Source organism: Staphylococcus sp. HMSC055C03 (assembly GCF_001809385.1).
In the GTDB taxonomy this organism is placed as follows: domain Bacteria; phylum Bacillota; class Bacilli; order Staphylococcales; family Staphylococcaceae; genus Staphylococcus; species Staphylococcus simulans.
Genome location: NZ_KV797515.1, coordinates 109,006 through 133,794, shown reverse-complemented (window position 1 = coordinate 133,794; position 24,789 = coordinate 109,006). Strand labels below are relative to the sequence as shown.

Genomic DNA, 24,789 nt, shown 5'->3' with positions numbered 1-24,789 from the left:
TTTATTTTGGACTGTATTTATGTCCCAGCCCCTTCTTTACTTTATTTATATTGGAATATAAATTCTTCAATTTTAATCATTTGAAGGCTTTTCTGAAGAGTAATTACAAATTCTATTGTTTTCCAAACAAGACCTCATCTAATATTTCTACTGTCTCTTCCATTTTTTCATCTTCAATATTCGCGAATCCAATAATAATTACTTCCGCAAGTTGTTGAGAAATATCCTCTGCTATGAATCTTCGCAATGTGTATAATTCCAGCTTAAAATAGTTCGCTCTTTCTTCAATTTGTTTATAAGTGTAGGGAGAATTTACATAGATAACAAAATGCAGGCCGGCTTTAATATTTTTTATAGTAATAGTTTGGCGTAATTTATTTTTTAATATACGCACAAGCTTCTTCCTTTTTTCTTCGTAAATATGACTCATCTTACGTATATATTTTTCATAGTGACCTTCATCAATAAACTTGGATAAAGTTAGTGCATTTAAAGTACTGATTTCTGAAACAGAGTCTTTAAAATAGTTATCAAACACTTCTACAATTGGTTTGGGTAAAATCATATAACTGATTCTTAACCCTGGTAGCAACGTTTTGGAAAATGTTCCTAAATAAATCACCCTATTATTTTTATCTAAACTGAATAAAGAAGGTATATTGTCAGTACCGTATTTATATTCACTGTCATAATCGTCTTCTATAATAAAATGTTCCGTTCGAATGGCCCAGTTCAATAATTCAATCCTTCTAGAAACTGGCATTATCGTTCCAATTGGAAATTGGTGAGAAGGTGTAGTTAACATGAGGTGTGGATTGTTCTTTTTTATCGCACGAAAAGATGCCCCTTTATTGTCTAATGGAATATCTAAGATTTTGAAGTTTTGCTGTTGAATTAAATTACGCATTCGAGAATACCCAGGGTTTTCAATTCCAATTAACGACGATTGTTTAAATAACTTTAATATATACAACAGTAACGCATTTGTACCTGAACCAATAACAATTTGCTCCGTATCACAGTGAATACCGCGCTTAAATGAAACTAACTTTGCAATAGATTGCCTTAATTGAATAGGTCCTTTAATATACGGTACTTCAGATAAAATCGAACGTGACTCTTTAAAAACTTGTTTCTGCAATTTTCCCCATGTATCAATAGGAAATTTTGATAAATTTGTCGACATATGTGACAAAGTGAAATGATATTTTGTTTTATCTTCTTTTTTCTCTTTAAATACATTTCCTTCAATTTGTTGATTAGATTCTATAATGAGTTGGTTCAATGATTCAATAAAATAACCTTGTCTTTCTTTGGTGTAAATATATCCCTCAGCAATCAATTGTTCATATGCCGTTTTTACGCTGTTAATACTTACATTCATTTCTTTCGCTAAAGCCCTTTTAGACGGAAGCTTTTCATGACTTTCATACTTATGATCTAAGATATCTTTTTTCAGTTGTCTATAGATTCTTCTATATATAAAATCTTTTGTTTTTGTCATATTTTACACCTCTGGTACCATACTTTTTATTGTTCTGGTTCTTTTCATTGCACCAATATTTAGCGTATGATACTTCTAATCAACAAAACTGGAGGGGATTATTATGACATTAAGAGATAACCAAGCAAATAGAGAAGTAAGTAACGAGGCATTTATCGATTTGAGAAATCAATATGTTGCACGTGGGGTCGGCAACGGTAACTTAAATGTTGCAAAATATGCACAGGGTGCTACAGTTACAGATATCGAAGATAATAAATATATTGATTTCGCAGCCGCCATCGGCACTTTGAATGTAGGTCATAGCCATCCAAAGATTGTAAAACATATTCAAGAAAAAGTAGAAAACTTCATTCATCCAGGATTTAATGTCATTATGTATGAAAGCTACTTGAAGCTTGCAGAAAAGCTCGCTCACCTTACGCCAGGTGATTTTGATAAAAAAGTAATATTATTAAACTCTGGCGCCGAAGCTGTAGAAAATGCAGTGAAAATTGCTAGAAAGCATACTGGAAGAACAGGTGTTGTATCGTTTGTACGCGGTTTTCATGGGCGAACAAATTTAACAATGTCGATGACAAGTAAAGTACGTCCGTATAAATTAGGATTTGGTCCTTTTGCTTCTGATGTATATCAAGCACCATACCCTAATTTATCAGAAAAATCTGACAACTTAAGCGATGAAGAATACGTAGATTATATCATTCAACAATTAAACGATTTCTTTATTTCTGCAGTTGATCCTGAAACAGTAGCTTGCGTCGTAATGGAACCTGTTCAAGGCGAAGGCGGATTTATTATACCAGATAAAAAATTTGTTCAAGCTGTAAGAGAGATTTGTAATCAACATGGCATTGTATTTGTTGCTGATGAGATCCAATCTGGGTTTGCACGTACTGGAAAGATGTTCGCAATCGAACACTTCGATGTTGTACCTGACTTGGTGACTGTATCTAAATCATTAGCTGCAGGATTCCCACTCAGTGGTGTAATTGGTAAAGCGGAAATGATGGACAGTTCTAATCCAGGAGAATTAGGCGGTACGTATTGTGGTAATCCGATCGCCTGCGAAGCAGCCCTAAAAGTAATAGAAATTATTGATGAAGAGAATTTAAATGATAAGTCAGAAAAAGTGGGCACTGTTATTAAAGAAAAATTAAACAGCTTATCGCAAAAAGTTGATTTTATTGGGGATATTAGAGGCTTAGGTGCAATGGTTGCAGTGGAAATTGTAGATCCTGACACAGGAAAGCCAGATAAAGCGAAAACTGCAAAAATTGTAAAACAAGCAAATAAAAAAGGATTACTCTTATTATCGGCTGGACTTAAAGGAAATGTCATCCGCTTCTTAACACCACTTGTCATCACGGATGATGAATTAAACAAAGGGTTAGAAATTTTAGAAGATGTTTGCAGAAACGTTTAAAAATAGATAAATAATTAAATGGGGTATGCGTTATGAAATCACATTTCAGTAAATCCATGAGTATAATGGATGTTTTGTTTTTAGCAATTGGTGCCATGCTCGGATGGGGATGGGTGGTACTATCAGGAGAATGGGTTTCTACAGCAGGGTTTTTAGGAAGCATCGTAGCATTTTTAATCGGAGGATTATTCGTTATATTTATTGGTCTCACATATGCAGAACTCGCGTCAGCCTTTCCAGAAACTGGCGGAGGATTTGTATTTGTTAAAAAGGCCTTTGCACCAGGTATCGCTTTTATTTCTGGTTGGTCTGTATTATTTGGGTATGTATCTGTTATTACATTCGAAGCTGTTGCTTTACCAACCGTTATAGACTATGTCATACCATTTAAACATTCCGGTTTCTTATGGAATATTCAAGGATGGGACGTCTATTTAACTTGGGTATTAATCGGATCAATTGGCAGTGTTGTTTTAACATCGCTTAATTATTTTGGTATTAAACCAGCTGCAATCACACAAACAGTTTTTACTGTTTTCATTGTTGCAGTAGGTCTATTGTTAGTTGGTGGTGCTGGAGTAAACGGTAACTTTCAAAACTTAAAGCCATTATTTGTCGATGGCTTCGGTGGCACAATGTCCATCTTGATAATGATTCCATTTTTATTTGTAGGGTTTGACGTTATTCCGCAAATTGCTGAAGAAGTTAAAGCGCCATCTCAAAAGATCGGTAAAATATTAATTATCTCTATTATTGCATCTGTGTTTTTCTACTTACTTATCGTATTTGGAGTAGCAACTGGGTTAACTCCTAAAGAATTAAACACGAGTAGTTTAACTACTGCTGATGCAATGGTTAATTTATTTGGAAGTAGCGGCTTTGGTATCCTTCTTGTACTTGGAGGAGTAGCCGGTATTATTACCAGTTGGAATGCATTTATTATCGGAGGCAGCCGTATTTTATATGCTATGGCGAATAATGGGATGATTCCAAAGTGGTTTGCTTATATCCATCCAAAATATAAAACACCTACACATGGTATTATTTTCTTGGGAATACTTGCATTTGTTTCTCCCCTGCTTGGTCGTCCAGCTTTAGTGTGGATTGTGGACGCTGGGGGTATTGGAGTAGTAATTGGTTATTTATTGGTTGCACTCTCTTTCTTAAAGTTAAGAAAAGCAGCACCAGATTTAAAACGACCTTATAAAATCAAGAATGGTAAAGCAATAGGTGTCATTGCAATTATTTTAAGTTTATCGTTCATCATTATTTACTTGCCAGGAATGCCATCATCATTAATATGGCCTTCTGAATGGCTAATTGTCTTTGTTTGGTATGGAATTGCAGCGATTTTATATTATGTACAAAAAAGGAAAAATAAGGTGGTAGAAAATGACAAAATTAGAAGTTTTGAACCCAGCAACGAATGAAGTAATTGAAACACTTGAGTATACGGATGAAGCTACAATGAATAAACAAATAGAAAAAGCACATGATGCCTTTCTATCTTGGCGTGAAGTAGATGCCCATACACGTTCTGAGAAACTATGGGCTTGGTCAAAATTAATTGATGAACATAAAGAGGAACTCGCTGAACTGATTACAAAAGAAGGCGGTAAGCCTTTAAAAGAAGCTCTAGGTGAAGTTGATTATGCACGTTCCTACGTTGATTGGTATGCAGAAGAAGCAAAACGTCTATATGGACGTACTATTCCAGCAAATTCCACTTCAAAAAAGATCATTGTTCAATCTTTCCCTGTCGGAGTGGTCGGTGCGATTACACCTTGGAACTTCCCTGCAGCTATGATTACTCGTAAAATGGCACCTGCTTTAGCTGCAGGTTGTACGATTGTATGTAAACCAGCAGTACAAACACCACTGACTACAATCCGTTTAGTAGAACTAGCACATGAAGCAGGCATCCCAAAAGACGCTATTCAATACGTTATTATATCTGGTAAAAATGCTGGACGTATTTTTACTGAAAGTCCAATCATTCAAAAGATTACCTTTACAGGTTCTACACCTGTCGGCAAGAAATTGATTGAAGGCGCTGCTAGTTCTGTTAAGAATGTCACTATGGAACTCGGTGGTCTAGCACCCGTAATTGTGCACAAAGACGCAAATATTGATGATGCTGTCGATCAAACAATCGCAACTAAATTCAGAAATGCTGGTCAAACATGTATTTGTGCCAACCGAATTTATGTACATGAGGATATTGTCGATACGTATGTAGATAAATTAATACAAAAAGTACATGAATTAAAAGTAGGTAACGGTTTAGATAAAGGAGTAGATGTCGGTCCGTTAATCAACCAAGATGGAGTAGATAAAGTCGTTCATCAGATTAAAGATGCAGAAGCTAAAGGCGGACAATTATCTCGTTCATTAGATGAAATTGAATCACTAGGCGGCAACTTCTTAAAACCAGTCGTCATTTCAAATGCGAATCAAGATATGGAAATTATGCATAAAGAAACATTTGGTCCTGTAGCGCCTGTTATGGCTTATGCTGATTTAGATGACGCAATCAAAATGGCGAATGACACTGAATTCGGTTTAGCTGCTTATTTCTTTACTAATAATTATAAAACTGGTTTCTACATCTATAATAATCTAGATTATGGTGTTATTGGATGGAACGATGGCGGCCCTTCTGCTGCACATGCCCCATTCGGCGGTATGAAAGAAAGTGGTTATGGCAGAGAAGGCGGTATTGAAGGTATTCAGCCATATTTAGAAACGAAATATTTATCTATCGGCGATATGTAAACGAGTTAAAAACAAGTAATAAATCAAGTCTCAAACAAAAAGTCGGTGAAAACCTTAAGTGTTTTCATCGATTTTTTATTGAACCTATACGTACTACTAAAAATAATATTACCAATTAAAGTTAAACGCCTCCTCAGTTTTAAAGCTGAGAAAATTTAAATACTAAGCGTATTTTTATATTGAATTCCTAGTATTTTAAAAGGATATTGACTTTCATATGAAAAGGGCATAATATAGGCATACGTTTAAAGTTTTCAGATTTTTTAAATAATAAGTCCGTCATCTGAAGAATCACACATTAGAGGAGAGAATAAAGATGAGTAACAACTTAATTTTACAATCAGATTTTGGTATAGAAGACGGTGCAGTCAGCGCAATGAAAGGTGTTGCACGTATGGTCAGTGACAATATCTTCATCAGTGATTTAACACATGACATTCCACCTTATGATATTTGGGTGGCTTCCTATCGTCTCTACCAAACTGTGAAATACTGGCCAAAAGGCACAGTCTTTGTTTCTGTCGTTGACCCTGGTGTAGGCAGTGATCGCAGAAGTATTGCTTGCTTGACCAAAACAGGTCACTATATCATTACACCAGATAACGGTTCACTGACACATATACTGCATTATGAAGGCATTGAATCAGTCATTGCGATAGATGAAGTCAAAAGTCGTTTACCGCATTCTGAAGAAAGTCATACTTTCCATGGTCGTGATATTTATGCCTATAATGGTGCACACTTAGCTGCCGGTCAAATTGAATTTGAAGATTTAGGCCAGTCTATTGATTTAGACTCAATCAAACAACTTCCAATCAACGATTCTAGACAAGAAGGCGATACACTCATCGGTTATATTGATGTCTTAGATATCCGCTTCGGCTCTCTATGGACCAACATTCCACTTTCTTACTTTAAAGAGAATGATATACACCATGGAGATAACCTGATTGTGACCATTTATAACCGTGAAAACAAAGTCTATCAAAACATCATGAAATTCGTACGTTCTTTTGCGGACGTCAATATTGGTGAACCTTTAGTTTACATTAACTCACTCGTTAATATAGGCGTTGCGGTCAACCAAAATTCATTTTCTAAACTCTATCATATTGGCACAGGAAATGACTGGCGTATCGAAATAACCAAAGGACCAACCTTCTAACCTCTACTAGTGATTCTTATAATGATTAAAATATAGTTGAATAAATGTAAAAGAGAGCCTCAGTGCATTGAGGGCTCTCTTAGTTTCTTTTTCATTATTTTAGGTTTTATACAGGTTTTAATTTTACTTTTCAACCTCTTCCAATAACTTTTTGTATCTATTATATTCTTCAGAAGATTTATTGCTGCTAAAAGAGAACGAATCTGTTGATTTCTTTTGATATTAAAATATTCAACTGCCGTATTAGATTTTTCTACCTTATTAACTTCCATATAAGATTTTGCAAATTCATGTAAATCATCTAACAGACCAGAAAGTTTATCTATGCTAACTTCTTCTTTTATTAATTTGTATACAGAGTTTATATTTTCTGCTCTTTTTTTATATAGCATTTTGAAAAATGATTAATCAAACTGTCAATATCCGATAAATTTTTGGTGATTTCTATTAAATCATTCCACTTGTTTTTTGAGTGATCAATAAAATCATCCGTTCTAGGTTGGACATATTTCATTATATGATTCTTTAGTAACTCCATTTGTTTCAACTTTTGTCCCCTAGCATTTAACACTTCGAAAATGTTATAAATTTCCTCTTCTTCTCCAGATACAATTTCGACAATATTAATCTTTAGTAGTTGGTTTAAGAACATGTCTGTTTCTTCAAAGCTTTTCTCTTTTATATAATCATCAAAGTAGTTAAAAACATGATACAGAGTGTTGTTGATCTTTTCTAGCTTTACTTTTGAGTCTTTGCTTATATAATCTAAGATTGAAAGGAGTGACGAATGAAGATCTGGATTGTTAATTTTAGAAATTGTTTCATTAGTCGATTTTAAAGTTGTTAAATAAGTATTTTTTATAAATTTAGCACGGTTTTCAGCTTCTTCATTATCCATATCATTTAAGTGTTTTACAATAACTGCAAAAATAACAAAGATTGTAGTCAAACGTTGTTGACCATCAATAATCTCATAATAATCCACCCCTGGATCCTTAGCTGTTCCCAAATTTTTATTTTTATCATTTAAAACTATTGTTCCAAGAAAGTGAGACCAATTAGAGTCAGAATCTGTGTTAATTGTAAAAGTAACATCTGTTAAAAGCTCTGACCAATTATTTTCTTTCCATACATAAGTTCTTTGGTATCTTGGTACTTTATATTCAGCTGCTCGTTGAAATATATCCTTAATTGTTCTGTTTTCAGTATTAAAACTCATACTTATACCCTTTTTTTATTATTAAGTAATTACTGACATCCTCTTTTATATATTTATTTTCAATCAAAATTTTTTATCTAGCATCAATCCTTAATAATTGTTACTTTTTTACTCATTTAGATTTCTTTATAGATTTCCAATACTCTTCGAACTAACCATAGTAAACATTTGTCTAAACCTATACAACTTCAACAATTTTATCGATTCAAAATGACTTCATTCTATTTTCTGTGTCCCTTATAAATTGATGCAATTCAAATCTCACTTTCTTTAACATTTTAAGATATTTTGAACTTTGATATTTTGGTTGAAGTGTCATTATTCTCGAAAAGTATATAATATTATGTTAAATATTAGAATTAAAAAGTTGATTACACTTTATGCTTTGAAATTTTCATTCTAAAATCAACATATGTTTATTAATCAAGTTAATCAAACAAGAACAGTCATTTATTCTCCCATATTATTTTATGTTCGGCTATTACATACAGTAGTTTGATGCCTTAAGTACCCAAGCCTATGATATAAATCAAAATCATCAATTCTCATTTTTAAAATTTTCAGCTTATAATAACACTACAAAACACTTGTTTTTTAATTTTATAACAGCCCCTTTAAAATATACGATTTAGCTTATATCACTGCTTTCAGGTTTTTAGATTACTCATATTTACACCAAACTTTAATTGAAAAGCAAATAATTATCATAGTATATATGCATACACCTAACATATAAGCACGACTCTCTTTTTTTATTCTTCCTCAAAATCCTTCAACACATGTTTATTATCTTCTTGCAATTTACTGTATTCTGCTTCTGGCACTGGGTTATCTTTGAGTTTAAATTTAGGATAAATCCATAGCGCGCTTAAACTGATTAAACCAAATACAACAAAGGTTGCTTTGTAGTTTAGGAAAACAATTAGTGGTCCTGCTAGGATAGAACCGATTACTTGTCCGACTGCCAGGAGTAAGAAAGGAATGCCGATACCGATTGACGCATTTCTAACATAGACACGAATGCCCCAAACCATTAGTACACCTGTTAAGAAAATATAGCTAATGCCAAATAAAGAAGAGGCAATAAAAGGTGTAATCCATAACAACTGCGCAAGTGCGAGTAAAATGGATGCGGCAGAAATCGCAATCACACCTAAATTATAAGCAAAACGTATGCCTTTTTGCTCAATGATGTTGCCTGAAACACCTCCAATAATGCCGAAGACCCCAATTAAAATCCAGAAAATAGAGAGTTGAAAGTTTGTATAAAGATCTGTGGCTTGAACGAAAGATTTAGAGAATGTCCAAAATGGTGCAGTCGCAATACCTAGCAAGGTAGAAGCTAAAGCAATACGACTGCCATTTTTAACATCTAATAAATTAAATGAACCTGTATAAATTTCAAGAGGTTGATTTAAACTTGGAATAATTATAAAGTTCCACACCAACATAATAAGCGCGAGTACTGCATAAGAGAGATACATCGTTCTCCAATCTAAAAATGCGATCATTGCAGTGACTCCAGCAAGCATCAAACCAATACTTGTACCTGAGTTAATCCAAGTGTTCGCTTTACTTTGTTCCTCTAATTTAATCCATAATGAAATCACATAACCATAAGGTGGTGAGACGAATCCTGTACTAGCACCCGCAAATAACACACCTAAGGCAAGAATCATTAAATTAGGTGAGATACCAATTAAAATAAGTCCGATTAATACTGATAAACCTGCGGCCATAATCATATTTTTCGGCCCGACTTTATCAGTTTTAAATGTCGCAAAGATAATGGAGAAACAATAAGATAAATAGAACAGTGATGAAATTAAACCAGCCTGTGTCGGTGTCAGACTTAAATCTTGTGAAATATCTGGTAAAAACAAGCCAAAGCTGAACCGACCCAGTCCATATGTCACAGCTATCATTAAAATACCAGGTATAACCAGCTTAGAAAACCTCATAAACTTCTCTCCTTTTAGATATAACGTTCATTCTATTTTAGTGTAAAAGAAAATCAGCATTTTTTAAATGCTGAAGTCTTATCTTTTTAAATTCTATTTGTATGCTGCTTCCCTTAAATACATCTCCGCAATACGTAATGCGTGATCTGTTGCTTTATCCACACCGACTAATGCGGTCATAGAAGTTGTGCCTTCTAATAGTAATGCATATTGAATCGCTAATGCTTCTTGATCTTCTAATCCTTGTTCTGCAGTGAGGTGCTCTAAATAATCTAATAAACGTTGTTTATGTCCTCTAGCAATAGAAACAATGTCTTGATTACTTTCAGCGTAATCTTCAATCGCTCTTAAGAACATATCACCTTTATAAGAATAATCTTTCAGCCACTTACAATGAGCTTTCACAATACAGGTTAGAGGTTGTACTTGTTTAGTTTTTGTATACTCATCTAAATATTCCCAATAGCGCGCTTCACGTTGTTTTAAAACCGCTTCTACTAACTTCTCTTTTGAATCAAAGTGATTATACAATGTCATTGTCGCAACGTTCGCTTCTTGAATAATCTGTTTCAATCCGACACCGTTGAATCCATATTCATAAAACAATTGTTCTGCGACTGCTAATAAATCGTTGCGTTTTTGAGACATAATCTTCACTCTTTCTTCATTATTTTCTTTAATCTATCTTACAAGTCTCTTTTATCTCTGTCAAAACAACGAAAAAAACCGAACACCCTGAAATGAGTGCTCGGTTAGACTGGATTTTACCTATTTAATGATTACTTATTTTTTAAGAGAATCAGGAATTGCTTGGTAGCCTTCTCTTACGTTGATCACATTTGTGAATCCTTTATTTTCTAAGATACCGACTGCGATTGAACTACGTACACCTGATTGGCAGTGTACATAGATTGGCGCGTCTTTATCAAATGGAACATCAGCATCTAGTAATTTACCGTGTTTGATGTGTTTCGCTTGGTCAAGATGACCTGCATCCCATTCATCATTTGTACGTACGTCTAATACATTTTCTTCTTTACCTGTCATGTCTGCACTGTGTACAGAAGGTGTCATGACATCGTATTTCGGTAATCGATAACCTGCGACACGATCATAACCGATTAATTGAAGTTGATAAGCCGCTTGTTGTACTAAGTCGCGGTCACCGATTAAATCGATGTCTTTGTCGTAGTCAAGATACCAACCGATTTGGTTAATGAAGCCTTTATCGAATGGAATATTGATTGTGCCGTATTCATGACCACCATGATACGCTGAGCGTGAACGTACGTCGAATGCAAGGCGGTCTGAATCTAGACTTGGATATACATCATATGGTGTATATAAGTCTGTTCCCATTTGGTTGATATATTTCATATGACCGAAATGATGTGGTGGATCAGGTTGTTCTGAAGTGAGTTGTTTCACGAATGCTTCTTTATCATTCACATTGAATGCCCAGTTATTTGCACGTTCATAACCGAGTGTAGATGTTGGAACAGCACCTAGTGATTTACCACAAGGACTGCCTGCACCATGACCGGGCCAGATTTGGATATAGTCTGGTAATTCACTCACTGATTGAATAGAATCATACATTTGTTTCGCACCTTTTTCAGTTGTGCCTTCAACTTGTGCTGCTTTTTCTAATAGGTCTGGACGACCAATATCGCCTACGAAGATGAAGTCACCAGTAAAGAGACCCATCGGTACTGAAGAGCCACCGCCTTTATCAGTGAGTAAGAAACTGATACTTTCTGGTGTATGACCTGGTGTGAATAACACTTCAATATCAATGTTACCTACATCAATATGATCATGGTCTTTCACAAATGTTGTGTTTTCAGGCATATTTTTGTAGCCGAATTGTTCTCCGCCTTCAGCTGAGACATACACTTGTGCGTTTAAGCGTTCAGCTGCATCACGGATACCTGATGCGAAGTCAGCGTGAATGTGTGTTTCAGCTGCTTTAGTAATTGTGAAGCCTTCATCATCTGCGACTTCAATATATTTAGATAAGTCACGTACTGGATCGATAATCATTGCTTCTCCTGTACGTTGACAACCGATTAAATAAGAGGCTTGTGATAATTTATTATCATAAAATTGTTTGAAAAACATTCTAAAACTCCTTTACTTATTTGTGTTTTGTCTCTCTTTAGATAAATAAGTTATGGCTTGCGTTTTGTGTGTCACCGATATAGCTTCCTACACCGCCGTATGACACTTCGTCACGTAATTCTTCTTTTTCAATGCCCATGACATCCATACTCATTGTGCAGGCAATCAATTTAATATCTTGTTCGATTGCTTTATCTAACAATGCTGGAAGAGAATCCACATTTTTCTTTTTCATGACATAACGCATCATTAAGTTGCCTAAGCCGAACATATTCATTTTAGATAACGGCATTTTCACTGGTGTTTTCGGCAACATCATATCGAACATTTTTGCGATACCTTTTTTCTTCACGTTCGCTGGATTTTCTTTCTTCAACGCATTTAATCCCCAGAATGTGAAGAAGATTGAGACGTCACGACCTGCTGCTTTCGCACCATTTGCGATAATCAACGCAGCTAATGCTTTATCAAGTTCTCCGCTGAATAACACGATTGTTGTACCGTTTGCGGAATGTGAAACTTCCATTGCTTTTGGTTCTTCTTTTTGAATAATTGCTGTGACTTTTTCGTCATCTTGGTTAATACGTACTAGGGTATTACCTGTTTGTTTCACCCAGCTTTGAATGTCACTGTAGAAACCTGGGTCAGTAACTGTTGCTTCAACTTGATCACCTGGTTTCAGTTGTTTCATTTCTTTGCTTAAATTCATGATAGGTCCAGGACATTGTAAGCCGCTATAGTTTAATTGTTTACGGTTATCTTTTACTTTCGTTTCTGTACTTTCTTTAACTTCTGTATTATCGTCGCCTTCACTATAAGCAACATAACCGCCATCTAAATTCACAACGTCGTAACCTTGTTTATCTAGATACTCTGACGCTTTTAGACTGCGTTTACCACTTCTGCAGTAAACATAGTACGTTTTATCTTTCTTCTTATCGAACTGTTCTATTTGATCGACTGGATATAATTCTGCACCTTTAATATGTCCATCTGCATATTCTTCAGGTGTTCTGACATCTATCAATTGTCCATTTTTTGCTAAACGTTCAAAATCTTTATTACTGAATTCATTAATGTGTTGTGTTTTCATATACTCCCGTGTAGCCTCCCTTTCAAAAATACCTATAGGGGTATCTTAAATCCTTTTAGGATAAATGTCAAATGCCCTATGGGGTATTTGACAAAATTTCTTTTTCCAACTACAATAAAACTACTCAAAGACAGTAATGGGGGTATACAGAATGAATTATGATCAAAAAATGGTTAATCGCATAAAACGCCTACAAGGACAATTAAATGGCGTTGTTAAAATGATGGAAGAAGATAGAGACTGTAAAGATGTCATTACACAATTAAGCTCATCTAAAAGTGCAATCCAACGTTTAATGGCAGTCATTGTCAGTGAAAATTTAGTAGAGTGTGTTAAAGCAGCTGACGATAATAACGAAGATTCACAAGCCTTAATAGAAGAAGCAATCAACTTGCTTGTGAAAAGTAAATAATGGATATCGTGACTTTAATTACGATGCTCCTTATCGGGGTATTTGGCGGTTTAATTTCAGGAATGGTCGGTATAGGCGGCGCAATCATTATCTATCCGGCTATTCTTATCATTCCAAGTCTTTTAGGCCTTCACACTTATACACCTTATCTCGCTTCAGGACTCGCATCCAGCCAAGTATTCTTCAGTACACTCAGCGGTTCGATTAAAGCGAAAAGCAATCCAGAATTCTCATTAAAACTCGTACTGTACATGGGTGCTAGCACACTAATTGGGAGTACAGTCGGTGCTTTCTTTACACAATGGTTCAGTACGACTGCAGTAAATATTGTTTATATCGTGGTCGCAATTCTTGCGTTGGTGTTATTATTCATTAAAGTGAAACCGCAAGAAGGCACACCGCACTTAAACCGTATGTTACTCATCTTATTCGGCATTGGTATCGGGGCCATTTCTGGTATTGTTGGTGCAGGTGGCTCGTTCATGATTATTCCAGTTTTGCTCGTATTCTTTAAATTACCGATGAATACCGTCGTCGCAAATAGTATCGTTATCGCATTTATCTCATCTATCGGTTCCTTTGTGATTAAACTCTTCCAAGGCTTTATTCCTATCGCAGATGCGATTCCTTTAGTCATCGGTAGTATTATCTTCGCACCGATTGGTTTAATGATTGGTAAGAAATTACCAAGTGTCGTTCAAAAATGGATTATCAGTATATTAATAATCATCGCAGTCATTCAATTAATCTTTTAAATAGATGCCAAGTTCTGATATAGAGCTTGGTTTTTTATTTATACATATAGGTATCAGGGTATAAAATAAGCGTCCATATAGGTGTAACCCCCTATTTAAAGCAATAACTCAGGGTTAAACTTGTTTCTGTGAAGTTTTACGCTAAAATTAATAGTGAAGCGTTAAAACTACCTAGCTATATAGAAAGTGGTGAAATAATGGCTAAGAATCAAAAGCGAGAGATGTTATTACGAGCAGCAGCCGATATTGTGAATGAACAAGGTGTCAGTGCCTTAACACTTGATGCCGTAGCACAACGTGCAGAAGTGAGTAAAGGTGGACTCCTCTATCATTTCAATACCAAACAAGCCTTAATTCAAGGTCTAGTGGACCATGCGAATGAACTTTATAAAGAAAATGTTAATCATTATATTGATAACGAAAAAGAAAGTAAATGGCTCCATGCCTTTATTGAGGCAACACGTGAACATCGTAAAGAAAACAAAGCTGTGACTTCTGCCATTCTAGCAGCACAAGGTAATGATCGTAATTTACTCGGTCCCCTACAAGAAACCTACCAAGATTGGCAAAACCATATTGAATCGGATGGTTTAGACGCAGTGGATGCGACGATTTATCGTTTAGCTGTAGATGGCTTATGGCTATCTGAAATTTTCGGTTTAACATCTATCGACGAAGACATGCGAGAAGCTGTCTTAGATCGCTTAAAAGAATTAAGCAGTAAATAAATAGAGGTATAACCCTTGTCATGAGAGGCTCTTACAAAAAAGAGACTCTCTTTTTTTATTTTTCTTGAACAAAGGGGTTGAAATAAAACCGTCCAGTTGGTACACTAACAACCGTTGAAAAAAATAACTGAAACTCGGAGGGATAAATAGTCCATGAAAAAAGTAATGTTAACAGTAGCAATTACAGGCGCTGGCGACACAACAGAAAAAAATAAACATGTACCCGTAACACCTGAAGAGATTGCGGATGCCGCAATTAAATGTGCACGTGCAGGCGCAACAGTGGCACATATTCATGCAAGAGATCCAGAAACAGGTGGCGTAAGCCATGATGTTGAATTATATAGAGAAGCAGTACGTTTAATCCGTGAAGCAGATGAAGATATTGTGATTAATATTACTGCAGGCGGCGGTGGCGACTTCATCCCAGATATGCAGAACCCTTACCAAGCCGGAGAAGGTTCAGATATCCAAACACCAGATGAACGTCATGAGCCAGTTGGAGAATTATTACCAGAAATTTGTACACTAGACTGCGGTAGTGTCAACTTCGGAGATATGGTTTATATCAGCCCGACAGATTGGTTACGCCGTCAAGCACAATTAATCAAAGATGCAGGTGTAAAACCTGAATTAGAATGTTTCGATAGCGGTCATATCCGTTTTGCGAACCAATTAGTTTCTGAAGGTTTAATCGAAGGCGAACCAATGTATCAATTCTGCCTAGGTATTCCATGGGGTGCAGACAATGATGCAGAAACGATTGAATACTTCAAAACACGTTTACCAGAAAATGCTCATTGGTCAGCATTCGGTATCGGTAAAATGCAGTTGCCAACAGTAGAAGAAGCTGCGAAACGCGGCGGCAACGTACGTGTCGGCTTAGAAGATAACATCTATTTATCAAAAGGTGTTAAAGCGACAAACGAAGAACTAGTAGAAAAAGCAGTAGAAATCTTAAAAGGTTTAGATATGGAACCTATGACACCGCAAGAAGCGCGTGAAAAATACAATTTAACTCAGCCAAAAGGAGACAATTAAAATGAAATTTGCAGTAGTAGGAACAGGCGTTATCGGCAGTGGCTGGATCACTCGCATGCTTGCGCATGGTCACGAAGTGATCGCAACTGACCCAGGTGAAAGCGCACAAGAAGCAATGATGGCACAAATCAAACAAAATTGGCCATACGCTGAAGAAATGGGATTAGCAGAAGGTGCATCTTTAGATAATCTGACTTTCACACCACACTTAGATGAAGCTGTGAAAGATGCAGACTTGATTCAAGAAAATGTACCAGAAGTTGAAGAAATCAAAGCAAGTGTCTTAAAAGAAATCGACACTTACGCACGCCCTGACGCAATTATCGGTTCAAGTACTTCAGGTATTATGCCAACTGAACTGCAAGAAGGATTAAAACATCCAGAGCGTTTAGTTGTAGCACATCCTTTCCACCCTGTTTATATCTTACCGTTAGTTGAAATTGTACCAGGTAAAGAAACTGCAGAAGACACAGTTGTAAAAGCTGAAGAACTTTATGAAGGTATCGGTATGGACGTCCTACATGTCCGTAACGAAATCGAAGGACACATTGCGGACCGTCTTATGGAAGCTTTATGGCGTGAATCATTACACATCGTTAATGAAGGTATCGCAACTACTGAAGAAGTAGATAAAGCCTTCACTCACGCAGCAGGCTTACGTTACGCACAATATGGTCCATTCATGACATTCCACTTAGCTGGTGGTAATGGAGGTATGCGTCACATGTTGAAACAATTCGGTCCAGCACTTAAGAAACCTTGGACTAAATTAGTTGCGCCAGAATTAACAACTGATTTATACAACGCAGTTGTAGAAGGATGCGAAACAAGTTCACAAGGTTACACAATGTCAGAACTTGACCAAAAACGTAATGAATTCTTAGTGAAAGTGAAAAAACTTGCTCAAGAATATTGGCCAACTGAAACACCAGGTATGAAGAAACGTCAACCTCAATCACAGGGGGTATAAATTCATGACACAACTCTTTACGTATCAAGTGACAGTAAAAGACGAATGGCTCGATCATAATAACCATATGAATGACGCAGAATACAACCGCGTTTTCAGTAATGCGACAGATGAATATCTCGCTTACTTAGGTTTAAGCGAAGCTGAAATCGAGCGCCGTCATTACACAGTCTTCACTTTAGAAAATCATGAAACGTATCAAAAAGAAGTTAACAAAGATGAAGATTTGACGGTTACTGTACAACTTGTCGATCACGATGCGAAACGTCTTCATGCATTCATGACACTGTATGACCAAGCACAAGATGTATGTGCCACATACGAAGTCATGTTGATGGGGATTGATACAGACTCAGGTCGTCCAGCACCCTTCCCTGAAGACATCGCACAAAATATTGAACAAGATGCTGAACTAGTAGATAAAGAAGGATTAGACCAACCTAAAGAACTTGGTCGTCAAATCGGTATCAAACGTAAAAAATAAGAACAATACAATGAATCGATTAATATCACAATTTGCATAACACCCGAATGGGTTTCATATAGATAAAAAAGTTCCACTTGCGATAAGGTAAGTGGAACTTTTTGTATCTTATTATTGCTTTTATCATTCAAACCATCATTCAAAAAATTAGTACTGCCCTTTTAAAGATACATACTTACAAATCGCGATAAATCGAGGTTTATAAGACGTCCGTATCTCTTACTTCAGACAAACGTCAGTCTGACCTTTAATGCTAAAAAAGCGCCATGAACTCTTTGTTCAGGCGCTTTATCTTATGTACTATTTCGTACTTCTACTGTTTTGAATCTATCTCTGCATGATGTTTTCAATGGCTTCTATATCATGTTTTGAAGTATAGACTTTGATTGAAAAGCCGTTGGCTTTATCTGTATCGTAATACCAATTGCCATTTGAAATTTCATCAGGCCCATTATGAAAATCTGTGAAGTCATCTTTTGTCATTTTTCCAGGTACTACAAACACATGACTGACTTGATTGTTTGAATTATAACTGACACCGATATTGCCATATAATTCAGCTTTCTTGCCATCAATTGTTTTAGCACCTTCTGCACGACCATATTCTCTCTCTATCGCACTTTTGGTTTCCCCTATTTCAAAACCTTCATACCCCTCTGTATTAGGCGCATGCATATAACCTTGACTGAACATTGGTGAGTTCACATCAATCTCTACTTTATGCGTAGGTGGTAAATGTGACGCTCTAGGTTGTGCTTTACCAACTTGATTCGACCAAAATGCCAACACACCATAGAATAGTCCAGCGACCAGAGCTAAGAATACTAATACGAGTACACTACACCAAACGAAAGTTTTAATTCTGCCATGATCTTTTTGTTGATGTATGACCTCCGAACGAGAAAATTGACTTGGTGTACCACATTGAGTACAAAAAGCTTCACTAGACTGTAACGCATTTTTACATGTTGTACAGTATTTCCCCATATTCCTTCCTCCAATAAATCTTTTTCACAATTCAATTATATTTAAAACTTTGATAATTTTCTACATAAAACGTTTTAAGAAACTGTAAAGTTGTTAAAGAAAACTAAAAAAGTACCTCAGTTACCCTGAAGTACTTCAAAGTTTCACGTAAAACATAATACGATGACTAGTTCATTTTAATAATGATACGTCCCGCATCACCATTTGCGAGTTCGTCAAATCCTTCATTAATCTCATCTAAAGTTAATGTTTTACTTATTAATGGATCGATATTTAAACGTCCTTTTTGATAAAGATTAGTAAAACGTGGTATATCTCTATCTGGAACACAACTGCCAACATAAGATCCTTTAATTGTTCTTTCTTCAGCAGCTAGCGTTACTTGTGGAAAGGCGAATTGTTGACTTGGATCTGGCAATCCTGTCGTAACAGTTGTGCCTCCACGTTTAGTAATAGCGTATGCAGTTTCCATTGCTAGTGTGACTCCTGCTGTTTCAAATGCATATTCTACACCGCCATCCACATATGATTTTATTTTATCTACTATATCTTCATCTTTAGAATTAAATACTGCTGTCGCGCCTAATTCTTTAGCAATATCAAATTTGTTTTCATTAATATCCAAAGCAATAATCTCATTAGCGCCTGCAAGTCTAGCTCCAATAATAGCATTTAAACCAATACCACCGAGTCCAACAATCGCGACGTTACTGCCTGGTCTGATTTGCGCTGTGTTCATAACAGCACCTATTCCTGTAATTACTGCACAACCAAAGACTGCCGCACGTTCAAACGGAATCTCTTTGTCTATTTTGACGATTGAGTTTTCAGAGACAACTGCGTATTCTGCGAAGCCTGAAACCCCTAAGTGATGGTGAACTTCACCTTGGTTGTTAGATAAACGAATACCACCCTCTAACATTTCACCTTTTTCATTCGATTCTGCACCGTTCTCACACAATGCTGGTCTTCCTTCACGACACGGGAGACAATGTCCGCAACTTGGTATGAAGACGCAAACGACATGGTCTCCTTTTTCGAAGCCAAGCACATCACTGCCAGTTTGTATAACTTCTCCAGCAGCTTCATGTCCCAACGCCATTGGCATAGGTCTAGGGCGACTGCCATTAATCACTGATAAATCCGAATGACATAGACCCGCAGCATGAATTTTTATAAGTACTTCGTGTGCACGAGGTTCGTCTAGTTCAAGTTCTTCAACTTTCAGTGGTTGCGATTGACTATAAGGCTGCTCACTTCCCATTTCATATAATACCGCTGCTCTTGTTTTCATAACTAACATCCCCTCTTTCTATTTCTCTCTACCCCCTTAGTACATTTTTTATACTTAACGCCTCCTTATACTCCCTGTAGTTACGCATTTATCAAATAAAAAAAGCTTCAATCGGAACTAAAACAAATAAAAAACGTTATCTCCGAATAAGCTTCAGAGATAACGTGAAAAGGTTATAAAATATGATTAATGATATCGAACTATAAGTTAATAATTATGCTCTGCTGTTGATGTAGCTGTCTGGGTTCACACTGTATTGGTTACCTACGCCACCTTGCATGCGTTGGAAGTGTAAGTGTGGTGCAGTTGAGTTACCAGTGCTACCTGATAAACCGATTTGGTCACCAGCGCTAACATCTTGTCCTTGTTGTACATTTAAGCTGTTCATGTGCATATACCATTGATAGTTATTGCTGTTTTTCTCTTGGATTGTAACTTGGTTACCGCCACCATAGTTACTCCAGCCAGCTTGTGTTACTGTACCGTCTGTTAATGAGTAAACAGGTGTGTTTTCAGGCATACCATAGTCTACACCATAGTGAGCGCCGCCACCGTGATATTGACCATATGGTTGGATTTTAGGATGTTTAGTTAACCAACCTGCATCTTGTGCTGTTGCACCGTCTGCTTGGTTAGAAGGTGCACTGTCACCAGATGTTTGTGCTGCTTGGTCAGAACCTTGTGTTGAGCCGCCGCCTTGTTGTCCTTGAGCTGCAGCATTAGCTTGTGTTGTTTGTGGTGCTGGTGCTTGTGTAGCTTCAACATTTTGTGCTGTACCTGCATCAGATGTAGCGTTTTGTGCAGGTGCATATGTTGTATTATCTTGTGATTGGTTATATGTGTTTTCGTATTGTGCGTTTGATGTATTGTTGTTATAAGTTGCGTTATTTTCTGAAGCTTTGTTTGGATTGTTTGCGATATCTTCTGCTGATGGTGCTTCATTTACGTCATAACCATTTGCTTGAACATCTGAATTTGATGCATTTGCTGAATAGTTATTGTCATCGTATTGGTAGCTAGGGTTTAATAAACTTTGTGGGAAATAGAAATAGTGTGTTGCCCCTGCTTCATCTACGATAGTGAATTGATATTCTTTATTATCAAACATTGATTGGTCCCAATTGCCATCTAATGTGTGGTGGTAATTACCTTGTGTATCTTTCGTGAAGTATGATCCATATGAATAACCTTTAGTCTGATCTGCTGTCTGTTGTGCTTGTTGTGTTTGTTGCGGTGCAACTTGGTTATTTTCAGCTGCGTCTGCGTGGTGACTGATAAATCCTACTGAAGAAACTCCCAAACCTACAATAGTAGCTGTTACTAATTTATTCATCATGTAAACTCCCGTCCTTAAAAATTTTATTGATTCGTTAATACGTTTTTCGTTTTTCTCTCAATCAAAATTACAAGACTAAAGGTAACACGGGAAGTACACTAAATAAAGGCGTATAATTGTTTTGTAAACAAATGTATTTTGCATGTAATATAGTTACTGAAATATTACTACCTTGTAAGTACTGTGAAGACGGGGTTAAAACGTCGTTCTTCTTTTCCTTTGTTATCTCTTTATTACTAAATTGAAATGTTTGAAACCCTTGATTTCCGGATATTTTAATAATGATTCTTGTGCGCAAAAGCCTTATAACCCCTGGGTTTGCCTTACATTTTCAATTTCAAAACCGCTTCTCTTCCATCCTCTATCACACTAACTACATACTCTTATTGTTTTCTTTACTTTGTTGATAATATCGAAATATAAAATACAAACCAGCTAAAAAGAATAGGAAAAGTACGCCATTACCTATAACTTTCGCAATAATATATGTCATTAAGATAAAGGAAAGAAACGCTAAAGTAATAGAAATAATTAAAACCAACCATCTTGTACTATCACTATTTTCTCTTCCAAGAAACACTCGACTTAAATGCGTCTTATAAAAATCTATCAATTTCAGATACAACTTCAGCATCGCTCCAACTGCTACTATAAAATAAACACCCAAAACTATGATTTTTAAAATGTTCCATATGAAACCGAACAGTTCATTCATGATGATAATCTCCTTTATATTTCTATCACCTGTAATGCATGACGCATTTCTTTATCAATATCTTTTGTCCGCCACTCTCTGAAGTAGCCTAATGAAACACAACTATAATGGATATTATCCTTTGTGATACTTCCTCTGAAATGAACATGTCCCATCAAACTATAGCGTATGGGATAGTTTTGATATAACTTCATAAAATCAGAAGTTCCGATAAATGCGTTGAAGTAATCGAAAATACGATGCGGCATTGGTACTTTAAAACTAGGGTCCGTCACCACATGTGTAATCAAAATAATATTTCTACCTTGAACCTTTTTCATATCCGCTTCTGCCAGTTCAGCAGCTTTACGAGATACTTCTCTATCCGGCATTCCCCAATCAACATGTACTTTATCTTGCCACGTTGCACCTTTAAAGCGTCTGCGCTCTAAATAATCAAGGCTATATTTAGGATTTGCGTAACTATAGTCATACCAACCGCTATTTCCGACAATTGCCCATTCATCATTAATAATGTAAGGATTGCCCATCAATTGTTCCGGCTTACTCATAAAGAAATCATGAATCACTTGTGTAGACGTACCATCTGTTGACCAATAATCATGATTGCCCGGAATAAAACGTACATCTATACCTGTTAATGCTTCCATTTGTTGGATGAAGATATATGATTGTTGATGATCATTCGAAATATCTCCAGCAATCACTAACAAATCTAATTGTTCTTGTTTAACAAGCTGCGCTAAATGTTCTGTATATTGTGCTTCAGTATAATCAGAAGGGCGATCGATATGTAAATCTGAAATGACTCCTATTTTCATTTGTTTGATCCTTCCTCTTTATTGAACGTTTATGTATTATTTTAGACTAATTAAAAAGGAGCACAAGCATTACATGCTCATCCTCCTTTATACTTACTACTATATAAATAGGAACTTAGTCTATCGTATTGAGTTGGATTAAGATTTTTTCTTGCGACTTATCTTGAATCAATTTTTCAAAACCATCTTCTTTAATATGGTCTAAAGTGATTTTGCTAGTAATGATAGGTTCTGACGCTAATGTACCGGAAGCTAATTCATTCATAACTTGATTGTATGTGTCATTACCATATCCAACAGAACCCATAATATTTACACCCGTAAACAATAAGTTTTGCGGTACATTGAATTCTAAACTTTGCGTGTGGAAACTTACAATCATGACTGTGCCTCTTACGCGTGTAGATTGAATAGATTGTGTAAATGTATCTGCCACACCGGCTGCTTCTATACTTACATCTGCACCTTCTGGATACATTTTTCTAATGGTCTCTACTGGATTTGTTTTTGTAGAATCAATCGTTGTATCTGCACCCATTGCTTCAGCTATTTTCAAACGTTCTTCAGCAATATCAATTGCGATTACTTGCTTTGCGCCTTGTGCTTTTGCGGCCGCAATAGAGAACAGACCGATTGGCCCAGCACCATAGACAGTCACAATATCCCCTTCTTTAATTCCAGCATCTTTAACAGCTTGATACGCAACAGATGCCGGCTCTACCAATGCTGCTCGTTCTAATGATAACTCTTCTGGTACTTTGAATACAGAATTCTGTGGAATGATTGTATATTCAGCAAATCCTCCATCAATCTGTGCACCAACCGCATCTAAAGTAACAAAGCGTTCATATAATGCATTCTCTTGATTTTCGAACATCATTGGATAAATACAAACACGATCGCCTTTTTTAAGCTCTGTAACATCTGAACCTACTTCTTCTACTACACCTGAAAATTCATGTCCAAGCACAGTTCCTCTCTCCATCGGTACTGAGTCTGGATGCAAATATGCGTGCAAGTCTGAACCACAAATACCTGCCCAAGCTACTTTCACTTTGACATCATCACTGCTCAGTTCTTTTAATTGTCTCTCTTGAACTCTAATATCTTTTTCGCCATACCAAACGGCTGCTTTCATTATGAATTCCTCCCTTTTTCTTTTGAAATTACGTTATAATGAAAACTTGTAATCTCAACTATAGACTGGTTATATGAGGGAATGAATTCTAAAGCAGAACTTTACTCGAAAGTTCTGCACACTTATATACAATTTGTGCAGAAAGAGGATAAACATGGATAAAAGAACAAAGTATACAATGGAACAAATTAAATCTACTTTATTAGACCTCTTAGATACACACTCCTTTGAAACCATCACTGTAACTATGATTTGTGAACAAACAAGTATTAGTAGACGTACATTCTACAATCATTTTTCAGACAAATTTGAAGTAATAGATGATATTATGAATGACTATACCCAAGCAATGCGCCAAGCCGCTTCAGAAAGTACGCCTGAAAACTTCAAACAAGGCATACTGAATGGCTTTAACTTTATTCATAAAAATAAGGTTGTTTTTATAAAACTTTATAAAAGTCCAGTCTCTAATCTATTTCTTACACGACTAGGTTCTGTCATTACTGAACTAGTAGAGCCTAAACTTAATCATGCTTACTTACAAATGCACAACATCTCAGTTCAAACTATCTTAGTTTTCTTAACGAGTGCAGTTTTAGGTATTGTTATTGAATCAGTTACTAAAAATGTTGAGGATTATACAACTAAAGTTGAAGAAATAGCCACACTAGTCAAACCTTATTTCAAAACTAAAACAATATAATTATAAGTAGAATTTTAAATGAAAAGGTTATTTTCAAATTAATAATAATAAAAATGGGTATCCGTATATTGGAGAGATTTGTGCAAACAGGCCTCTTCCGCTAAGCCCTATAATCCATACTTATATCGATGCAGAAAGGGT

Annotated in this window: 24 protein-coding genes; 11 read left to right on the top strand and 13 right to left on the bottom strand. The window is 36.0% G+C overall.

Annotated features, from left to right (window positions below):
• Nucleotides 1-112 precede the first annotated feature (112 nt).
• On the bottom strand, nucleotides 113-1,504 hold the full coding sequence (locus HMPREF2603_RS12870) for a MocR-like transcriptional regulator GabR (RefSeq protein ID WP_060803825.1): 1,392 nt from the start codon (nucleotides 1,502-1,504) through the stop codon (nucleotides 113-115).
• Nucleotides 1,505-1,607: 103 nt separating this feature from the next.
• Between HMPREF2603_RS12870 and gabT the strand changes: the two genes are divergently transcribed.
• The 4 genes from gabT to HMPREF2603_RS12850 all read left to right on the top strand — a co-directional run bounded on the left by gabT (nucleotide 1,608) and on the right by HMPREF2603_RS12850 (nucleotide 6,870).
• Nucleotides 1,608-2,930, top strand: coding sequence for a 4-aminobutyrate--2-oxoglutarate transaminase (gabT, locus tag HMPREF2603_RS12865; protein WP_060803824.1), 1,323 nt, complete (start codon nucleotides 1,608-1,610; stop codon nucleotides 2,928-2,930).
• 32 nt (nucleotides 2,931-2,962) lie between these two features.
• A complete protein-coding gene (locus HMPREF2603_RS12860; protein ID WP_060803823.1) occupies nucleotides 2,963-4,360 on the top strand; it encodes an APC family permease in 1,398 nt (465 codons plus the stop codon).
• Complete coding sequence (locus HMPREF2603_RS12855; protein WP_060803822.1) at nucleotides 4,323-5,705, top strand: NAD-dependent succinate-semialdehyde dehydrogenase; 1,383 nt, start codon at nucleotides 4,323-4,325, stop codon at nucleotides 5,703-5,705. The genes HMPREF2603_RS12860 and HMPREF2603_RS12855 overlap by 38 nt, the downstream gene beginning before the upstream one ends.
• 316 nt (nucleotides 5,706-6,021) lie before the next feature.
• Nucleotides 6,022-6,870 (top strand): SAM hydrolase/SAM-dependent halogenase family protein, encoded by an 849-nt coding sequence (locus tag HMPREF2603_RS12850; protein WP_060803821.1) that lies wholly within the window; start codon nucleotides 6,022-6,024, stop codon nucleotides 6,868-6,870.
• 59 nt (nucleotides 6,871-6,929) lie between these two features.
• Here the strand turns inward: HMPREF2603_RS12850 and HMPREF2603_RS13545 are convergent, their stop codons facing one another.
• The 6 genes from HMPREF2603_RS13545 to HMPREF2603_RS12820 all read right to left on the bottom strand — a co-directional run bounded on the left by HMPREF2603_RS13545 (nucleotide 6,930) and on the right by HMPREF2603_RS12820 (nucleotide 13,264).
• A complete protein-coding gene (locus HMPREF2603_RS13545; protein ID WP_057510651.1) occupies nucleotides 6,930-7,262 on the bottom strand; it encodes a hypothetical protein in 333 nt (110 codons plus the stop codon).
• The gene (locus HMPREF2603_RS12840) at nucleotides 7,232-8,089 is read right to left on the bottom strand and encodes a DUF262 domain-containing protein (protein WP_060803820.1); all 858 of its coding nucleotides are present in this window, start codon (nucleotides 8,087-8,089) and stop codon (nucleotides 7,232-7,234) included. The genes HMPREF2603_RS13545 and HMPREF2603_RS12840 overlap by 31 nt, the downstream gene beginning before the upstream one ends.
• Nucleotides 8,090-8,841: 752 nt before the next feature.
• Nucleotides 8,842-10,050, bottom strand: a complete 1,209-nt coding sequence (locus HMPREF2603_RS12835) for an MFS transporter (RefSeq protein ID WP_023014805.1) — start codon at nucleotides 10,048-10,050, stop codon at nucleotides 8,842-8,844.
• 93 nt (nucleotides 10,051-10,143) lie between these two features.
• Nucleotides 10,144-10,698: a TetR/AcrR family transcriptional regulator gene (locus HMPREF2603_RS12830; protein WP_023014806.1), complete on the bottom strand. Its 555-nt coding sequence runs from the start codon at nucleotides 10,696-10,698 to the stop codon at nucleotides 10,144-10,146.
• 135 nt (nucleotides 10,699-10,833) lie between these two features.
• Nucleotides 10,834-12,171, bottom strand: coding sequence for a persulfide dioxygenase-sulfurtransferase CstB (gene cstB, locus HMPREF2603_RS12825; protein ID WP_060803819.1), 1,338 nt, complete (start codon nucleotides 12,169-12,171; stop codon nucleotides 10,834-10,836).
• A gap of 37 nt (nucleotides 12,172-12,208) precedes the next feature.
• A complete protein-coding gene (locus tag HMPREF2603_RS12820; RefSeq protein WP_060803818.1) occupies nucleotides 12,209-13,264 on the bottom strand; it encodes a DsrE/DsrF/DrsH-like family protein in 1,056 nt (351 codons plus the stop codon).
• A gap of 151 nt (nucleotides 13,265-13,415) precedes the next feature.
• Between HMPREF2603_RS12820 and cstR the strand changes: the two genes are divergently transcribed.
• The 6 genes from cstR (at nucleotide 13,416) to HMPREF2603_RS12790 (ending at nucleotide 17,654) form a co-directional block, all read left to right on the top strand.
• Nucleotides 13,416-13,676, top strand: coding sequence for a persulfide-sensing transcriptional repressor CstR (gene cstR, locus HMPREF2603_RS12815; protein ID WP_057510655.1), 261 nt, complete (start codon nucleotides 13,416-13,418; stop codon nucleotides 13,674-13,676).
• Complete coding sequence (locus HMPREF2603_RS12810; RefSeq protein ID WP_060803817.1) at nucleotides 13,676-14,431, top strand: sulfite exporter TauE/SafE family protein; 756 nt, start codon at nucleotides 13,676-13,678, stop codon at nucleotides 14,429-14,431. The genes cstR and HMPREF2603_RS12810 overlap by 1 nt, the downstream gene beginning before the upstream one ends.
• Before the next feature lie 197 nt (nucleotides 14,432-14,628).
• Nucleotides 14,629-15,159, top strand: coding sequence for a TetR/AcrR family transcriptional regulator (locus HMPREF2603_RS12805; RefSeq protein WP_023014808.1), 531 nt, complete (start codon nucleotides 14,629-14,631; stop codon nucleotides 15,157-15,159).
• A 153-nt stretch (nucleotides 15,160-15,312) separates the two neighbouring features.
• A complete protein-coding gene (locus HMPREF2603_RS12800; protein ID WP_060803816.1) occupies nucleotides 15,313-16,200 on the top strand; it encodes a beta-keto acid cleavage family enzyme in 888 nt (295 codons plus the stop codon).
• Between the two features lies 1 nt (nucleotide 16,201).
• Complete coding sequence (locus HMPREF2603_RS12795) at nucleotides 16,202-17,170, top strand: 3-hydroxyacyl-CoA dehydrogenase NAD-binding domain-containing protein (protein ID WP_060803815.1); 969 nt, start codon at nucleotides 16,202-16,204, stop codon at nucleotides 17,168-17,170.
• 4 nt (nucleotides 17,171-17,174) lie between these two features.
• Nucleotides 17,175-17,654: a thioesterase family protein gene (locus tag HMPREF2603_RS12790; protein ID WP_060803814.1), complete on the top strand. Its 480-nt coding sequence runs from the start codon at nucleotides 17,175-17,177 to the stop codon at nucleotides 17,652-17,654.
• A 327-nt stretch (nucleotides 17,655-17,981) separates the two neighbouring features.
• Here the strand turns inward: HMPREF2603_RS12790 and HMPREF2603_RS12785 are convergent, their stop codons facing one another.
• The 6 genes from HMPREF2603_RS12785 to HMPREF2603_RS12760 all read right to left on the bottom strand — a co-directional run bounded on the left by HMPREF2603_RS12785 (nucleotide 17,982) and on the right by HMPREF2603_RS12760 (nucleotide 23,945).
• On the bottom strand, nucleotides 17,982-18,641 hold the full coding sequence (locus HMPREF2603_RS12785; protein ID WP_060803813.1) for a hypothetical protein: 660 nt from the start codon (nucleotides 18,639-18,641) through the stop codon (nucleotides 17,982-17,984).
• Between the two features lie 166 nt (nucleotides 18,642-18,807).
• Nucleotides 18,808-19,935 (bottom strand): zinc-dependent alcohol dehydrogenase family protein, encoded by a 1,128-nt coding sequence (locus HMPREF2603_RS12780; protein WP_060803812.1) that lies wholly within the window; start codon nucleotides 19,933-19,935, stop codon nucleotides 18,808-18,810.
• Nucleotides 19,936-20,149: 214 nt separating this feature from the next.
• Entirely contained in the window at nucleotides 20,150-21,271 is a 1,122-nt protein-coding gene (locus HMPREF2603_RS12775; protein ID WP_002480205.1) for a M23 family metallopeptidase, read from the bottom strand.
• A gap of 373 nt (nucleotides 21,272-21,644) precedes the next feature.
• A complete protein-coding gene (locus HMPREF2603_RS12770; protein ID WP_060803811.1) occupies nucleotides 21,645-21,986 on the bottom strand; it encodes a hypothetical protein in 342 nt (113 codons plus the stop codon).
• 14 nt (nucleotides 21,987-22,000) lie between these two features.
• Entirely contained in the window at nucleotides 22,001-22,807 is an 807-nt protein-coding gene (locus HMPREF2603_RS12765; RefSeq protein WP_060803810.1) for a metallophosphoesterase, read from the bottom strand.
• 115 nt (nucleotides 22,808-22,922) lie between these two features.
• A complete protein-coding gene (locus tag HMPREF2603_RS12760; protein WP_060803809.1) occupies nucleotides 22,923-23,945 on the bottom strand; it encodes a zinc-binding dehydrogenase in 1,023 nt (340 codons plus the stop codon).
• 154 nt (nucleotides 23,946-24,099) lie between these two features.
• Between HMPREF2603_RS12760 and HMPREF2603_RS12755 the strand changes: the two genes are divergently transcribed.
• On the top strand, nucleotides 24,100-24,648 hold the full coding sequence (locus tag HMPREF2603_RS12755; RefSeq protein ID WP_060803808.1) for a TetR/AcrR family transcriptional regulator: 549 nt from the start codon (nucleotides 24,100-24,102) through the stop codon (nucleotides 24,646-24,648).
• Nucleotides 24,649-24,789: the final 141 nt, after the last annotated feature.

What these genes read in the sequence shown, in the direction of transcription:
- HMPREF2603_RS12870 (WP_060803825.1), bottom strand. Translation starts at nt 1,504, where the DNA reads ATGACAAAAACAAAAGATTTTATATATAGAAGAATCTATAGACAACTG.
- gabT (WP_060803824.1), top strand. Translation starts at nt 1,608, where the DNA reads ATGACATTAAGAGATAACCAAGCAAATAGAGAAGTAAGTAACGAGGCA.
- HMPREF2603_RS12860 (WP_060803823.1), top strand. Translation starts at nt 2,963, where the DNA reads ATGAAATCACATTTCAGTAAATCCATGAGTATAATGGATGTTTTGTTT.
- HMPREF2603_RS12855 (WP_060803822.1), top strand. Translation starts at nt 4,323, where the DNA reads ATGACAAAATTAGAAGTTTTGAACCCAGCAACGAATGAAGTAATTGAA.
- HMPREF2603_RS12850 (WP_060803821.1), top strand. Translation starts at nt 6,022, where the DNA reads ATGAGTAACAACTTAATTTTACAATCAGATTTTGGTATAGAAGACGGT.
- HMPREF2603_RS13545 (WP_057510651.1), bottom strand. Translation starts at nt 7,262, where the DNA reads ATGCTATATAAAAAAAGAGCAGAAAATATAAACTCTGTATACAAATTA.
- HMPREF2603_RS12840 (WP_060803820.1), bottom strand. Translation starts at nt 8,089, where the DNA reads ATGAGTTTTAATACTGAAAACAGAACAATTAAGGATATATTTCAACGA.
- HMPREF2603_RS12835 (WP_023014805.1), bottom strand. Translation starts at nt 10,050, where the DNA reads ATGAGGTTTTCTAAGCTGGTTATACCTGGTATTTTAATGATAGCTGTG.
- HMPREF2603_RS12830 (WP_023014806.1), bottom strand. Translation starts at nt 10,698, where the DNA reads ATGTCTCAAAAACGCAACGATTTATTAGCAGTCGCAGAACAATTGTTT.
- cstB (WP_060803819.1), bottom strand. Translation starts at nt 12,171, where the DNA reads ATGTTTTTCAAACAATTTTATGATAATAAATTATCACAAGCCTCTTAT.
- HMPREF2603_RS12820 (WP_060803818.1), bottom strand. Translation starts at nt 13,264, where the DNA reads ATGAAAACACAACACATTAATGAATTCAGTAATAAAGATTTTGAACGT.
- cstR (WP_057510655.1), top strand. Translation starts at nt 13,416, where the DNA reads ATGAATTATGATCAAAAAATGGTTAATCGCATAAAACGCCTACAAGGA.
- HMPREF2603_RS12810 (WP_060803817.1), top strand. Translation starts at nt 13,676, where the DNA reads ATGGATATCGTGACTTTAATTACGATGCTCCTTATCGGGGTATTTGGC.
- HMPREF2603_RS12805 (WP_023014808.1), top strand. Translation starts at nt 14,629, where the DNA reads ATGGCTAAGAATCAAAAGCGAGAGATGTTATTACGAGCAGCAGCCGAT.
- HMPREF2603_RS12800 (WP_060803816.1), top strand. Translation starts at nt 15,313, where the DNA reads ATGAAAAAAGTAATGTTAACAGTAGCAATTACAGGCGCTGGCGACACA.
- HMPREF2603_RS12795 (WP_060803815.1), top strand. Translation starts at nt 16,202, where the DNA reads ATGAAATTTGCAGTAGTAGGAACAGGCGTTATCGGCAGTGGCTGGATC.
- HMPREF2603_RS12790 (WP_060803814.1), top strand. Translation starts at nt 17,175, where the DNA reads ATGACACAACTCTTTACGTATCAAGTGACAGTAAAAGACGAATGGCTC.
- HMPREF2603_RS12785 (WP_060803813.1), bottom strand. Translation starts at nt 18,641, where the DNA reads ATGGGGAAATACTGTACAACATGTAAAAATGCGTTACAGTCTAGTGAA.
- HMPREF2603_RS12780 (WP_060803812.1), bottom strand. Translation starts at nt 19,935, where the DNA reads ATGAAAACAAGAGCAGCGGTATTATATGAAATGGGAAGTGAGCAGCCT.
- HMPREF2603_RS12775 (WP_002480205.1), bottom strand. Translation starts at nt 21,271, where the DNA reads ATGATGAATAAATTAGTAACAGCTACTATTGTAGGTTTGGGAGTTTCT.
- HMPREF2603_RS12770 (WP_060803811.1), bottom strand. Translation starts at nt 21,986, where the DNA reads ATGAATGAACTGTTCGGTTTCATATGGAACATTTTAAAAATCATAGTT.
- HMPREF2603_RS12765 (WP_060803810.1), bottom strand. Translation starts at nt 22,807, where the DNA reads ATGAAAATAGGAGTCATTTCAGATTTACATATCGATCGCCCTTCTGAT.
- HMPREF2603_RS12760 (WP_060803809.1), bottom strand. Translation starts at nt 23,945, where the DNA reads ATGAAAGCAGCCGTTTGGTATGGCGAAAAAGATATTAGAGTTCAAGAG.
- HMPREF2603_RS12755 (WP_060803808.1), top strand. Translation starts at nt 24,100, where the DNA reads ATGGATAAAAGAACAAAGTATACAATGGAACAAATTAAATCTACTTTA.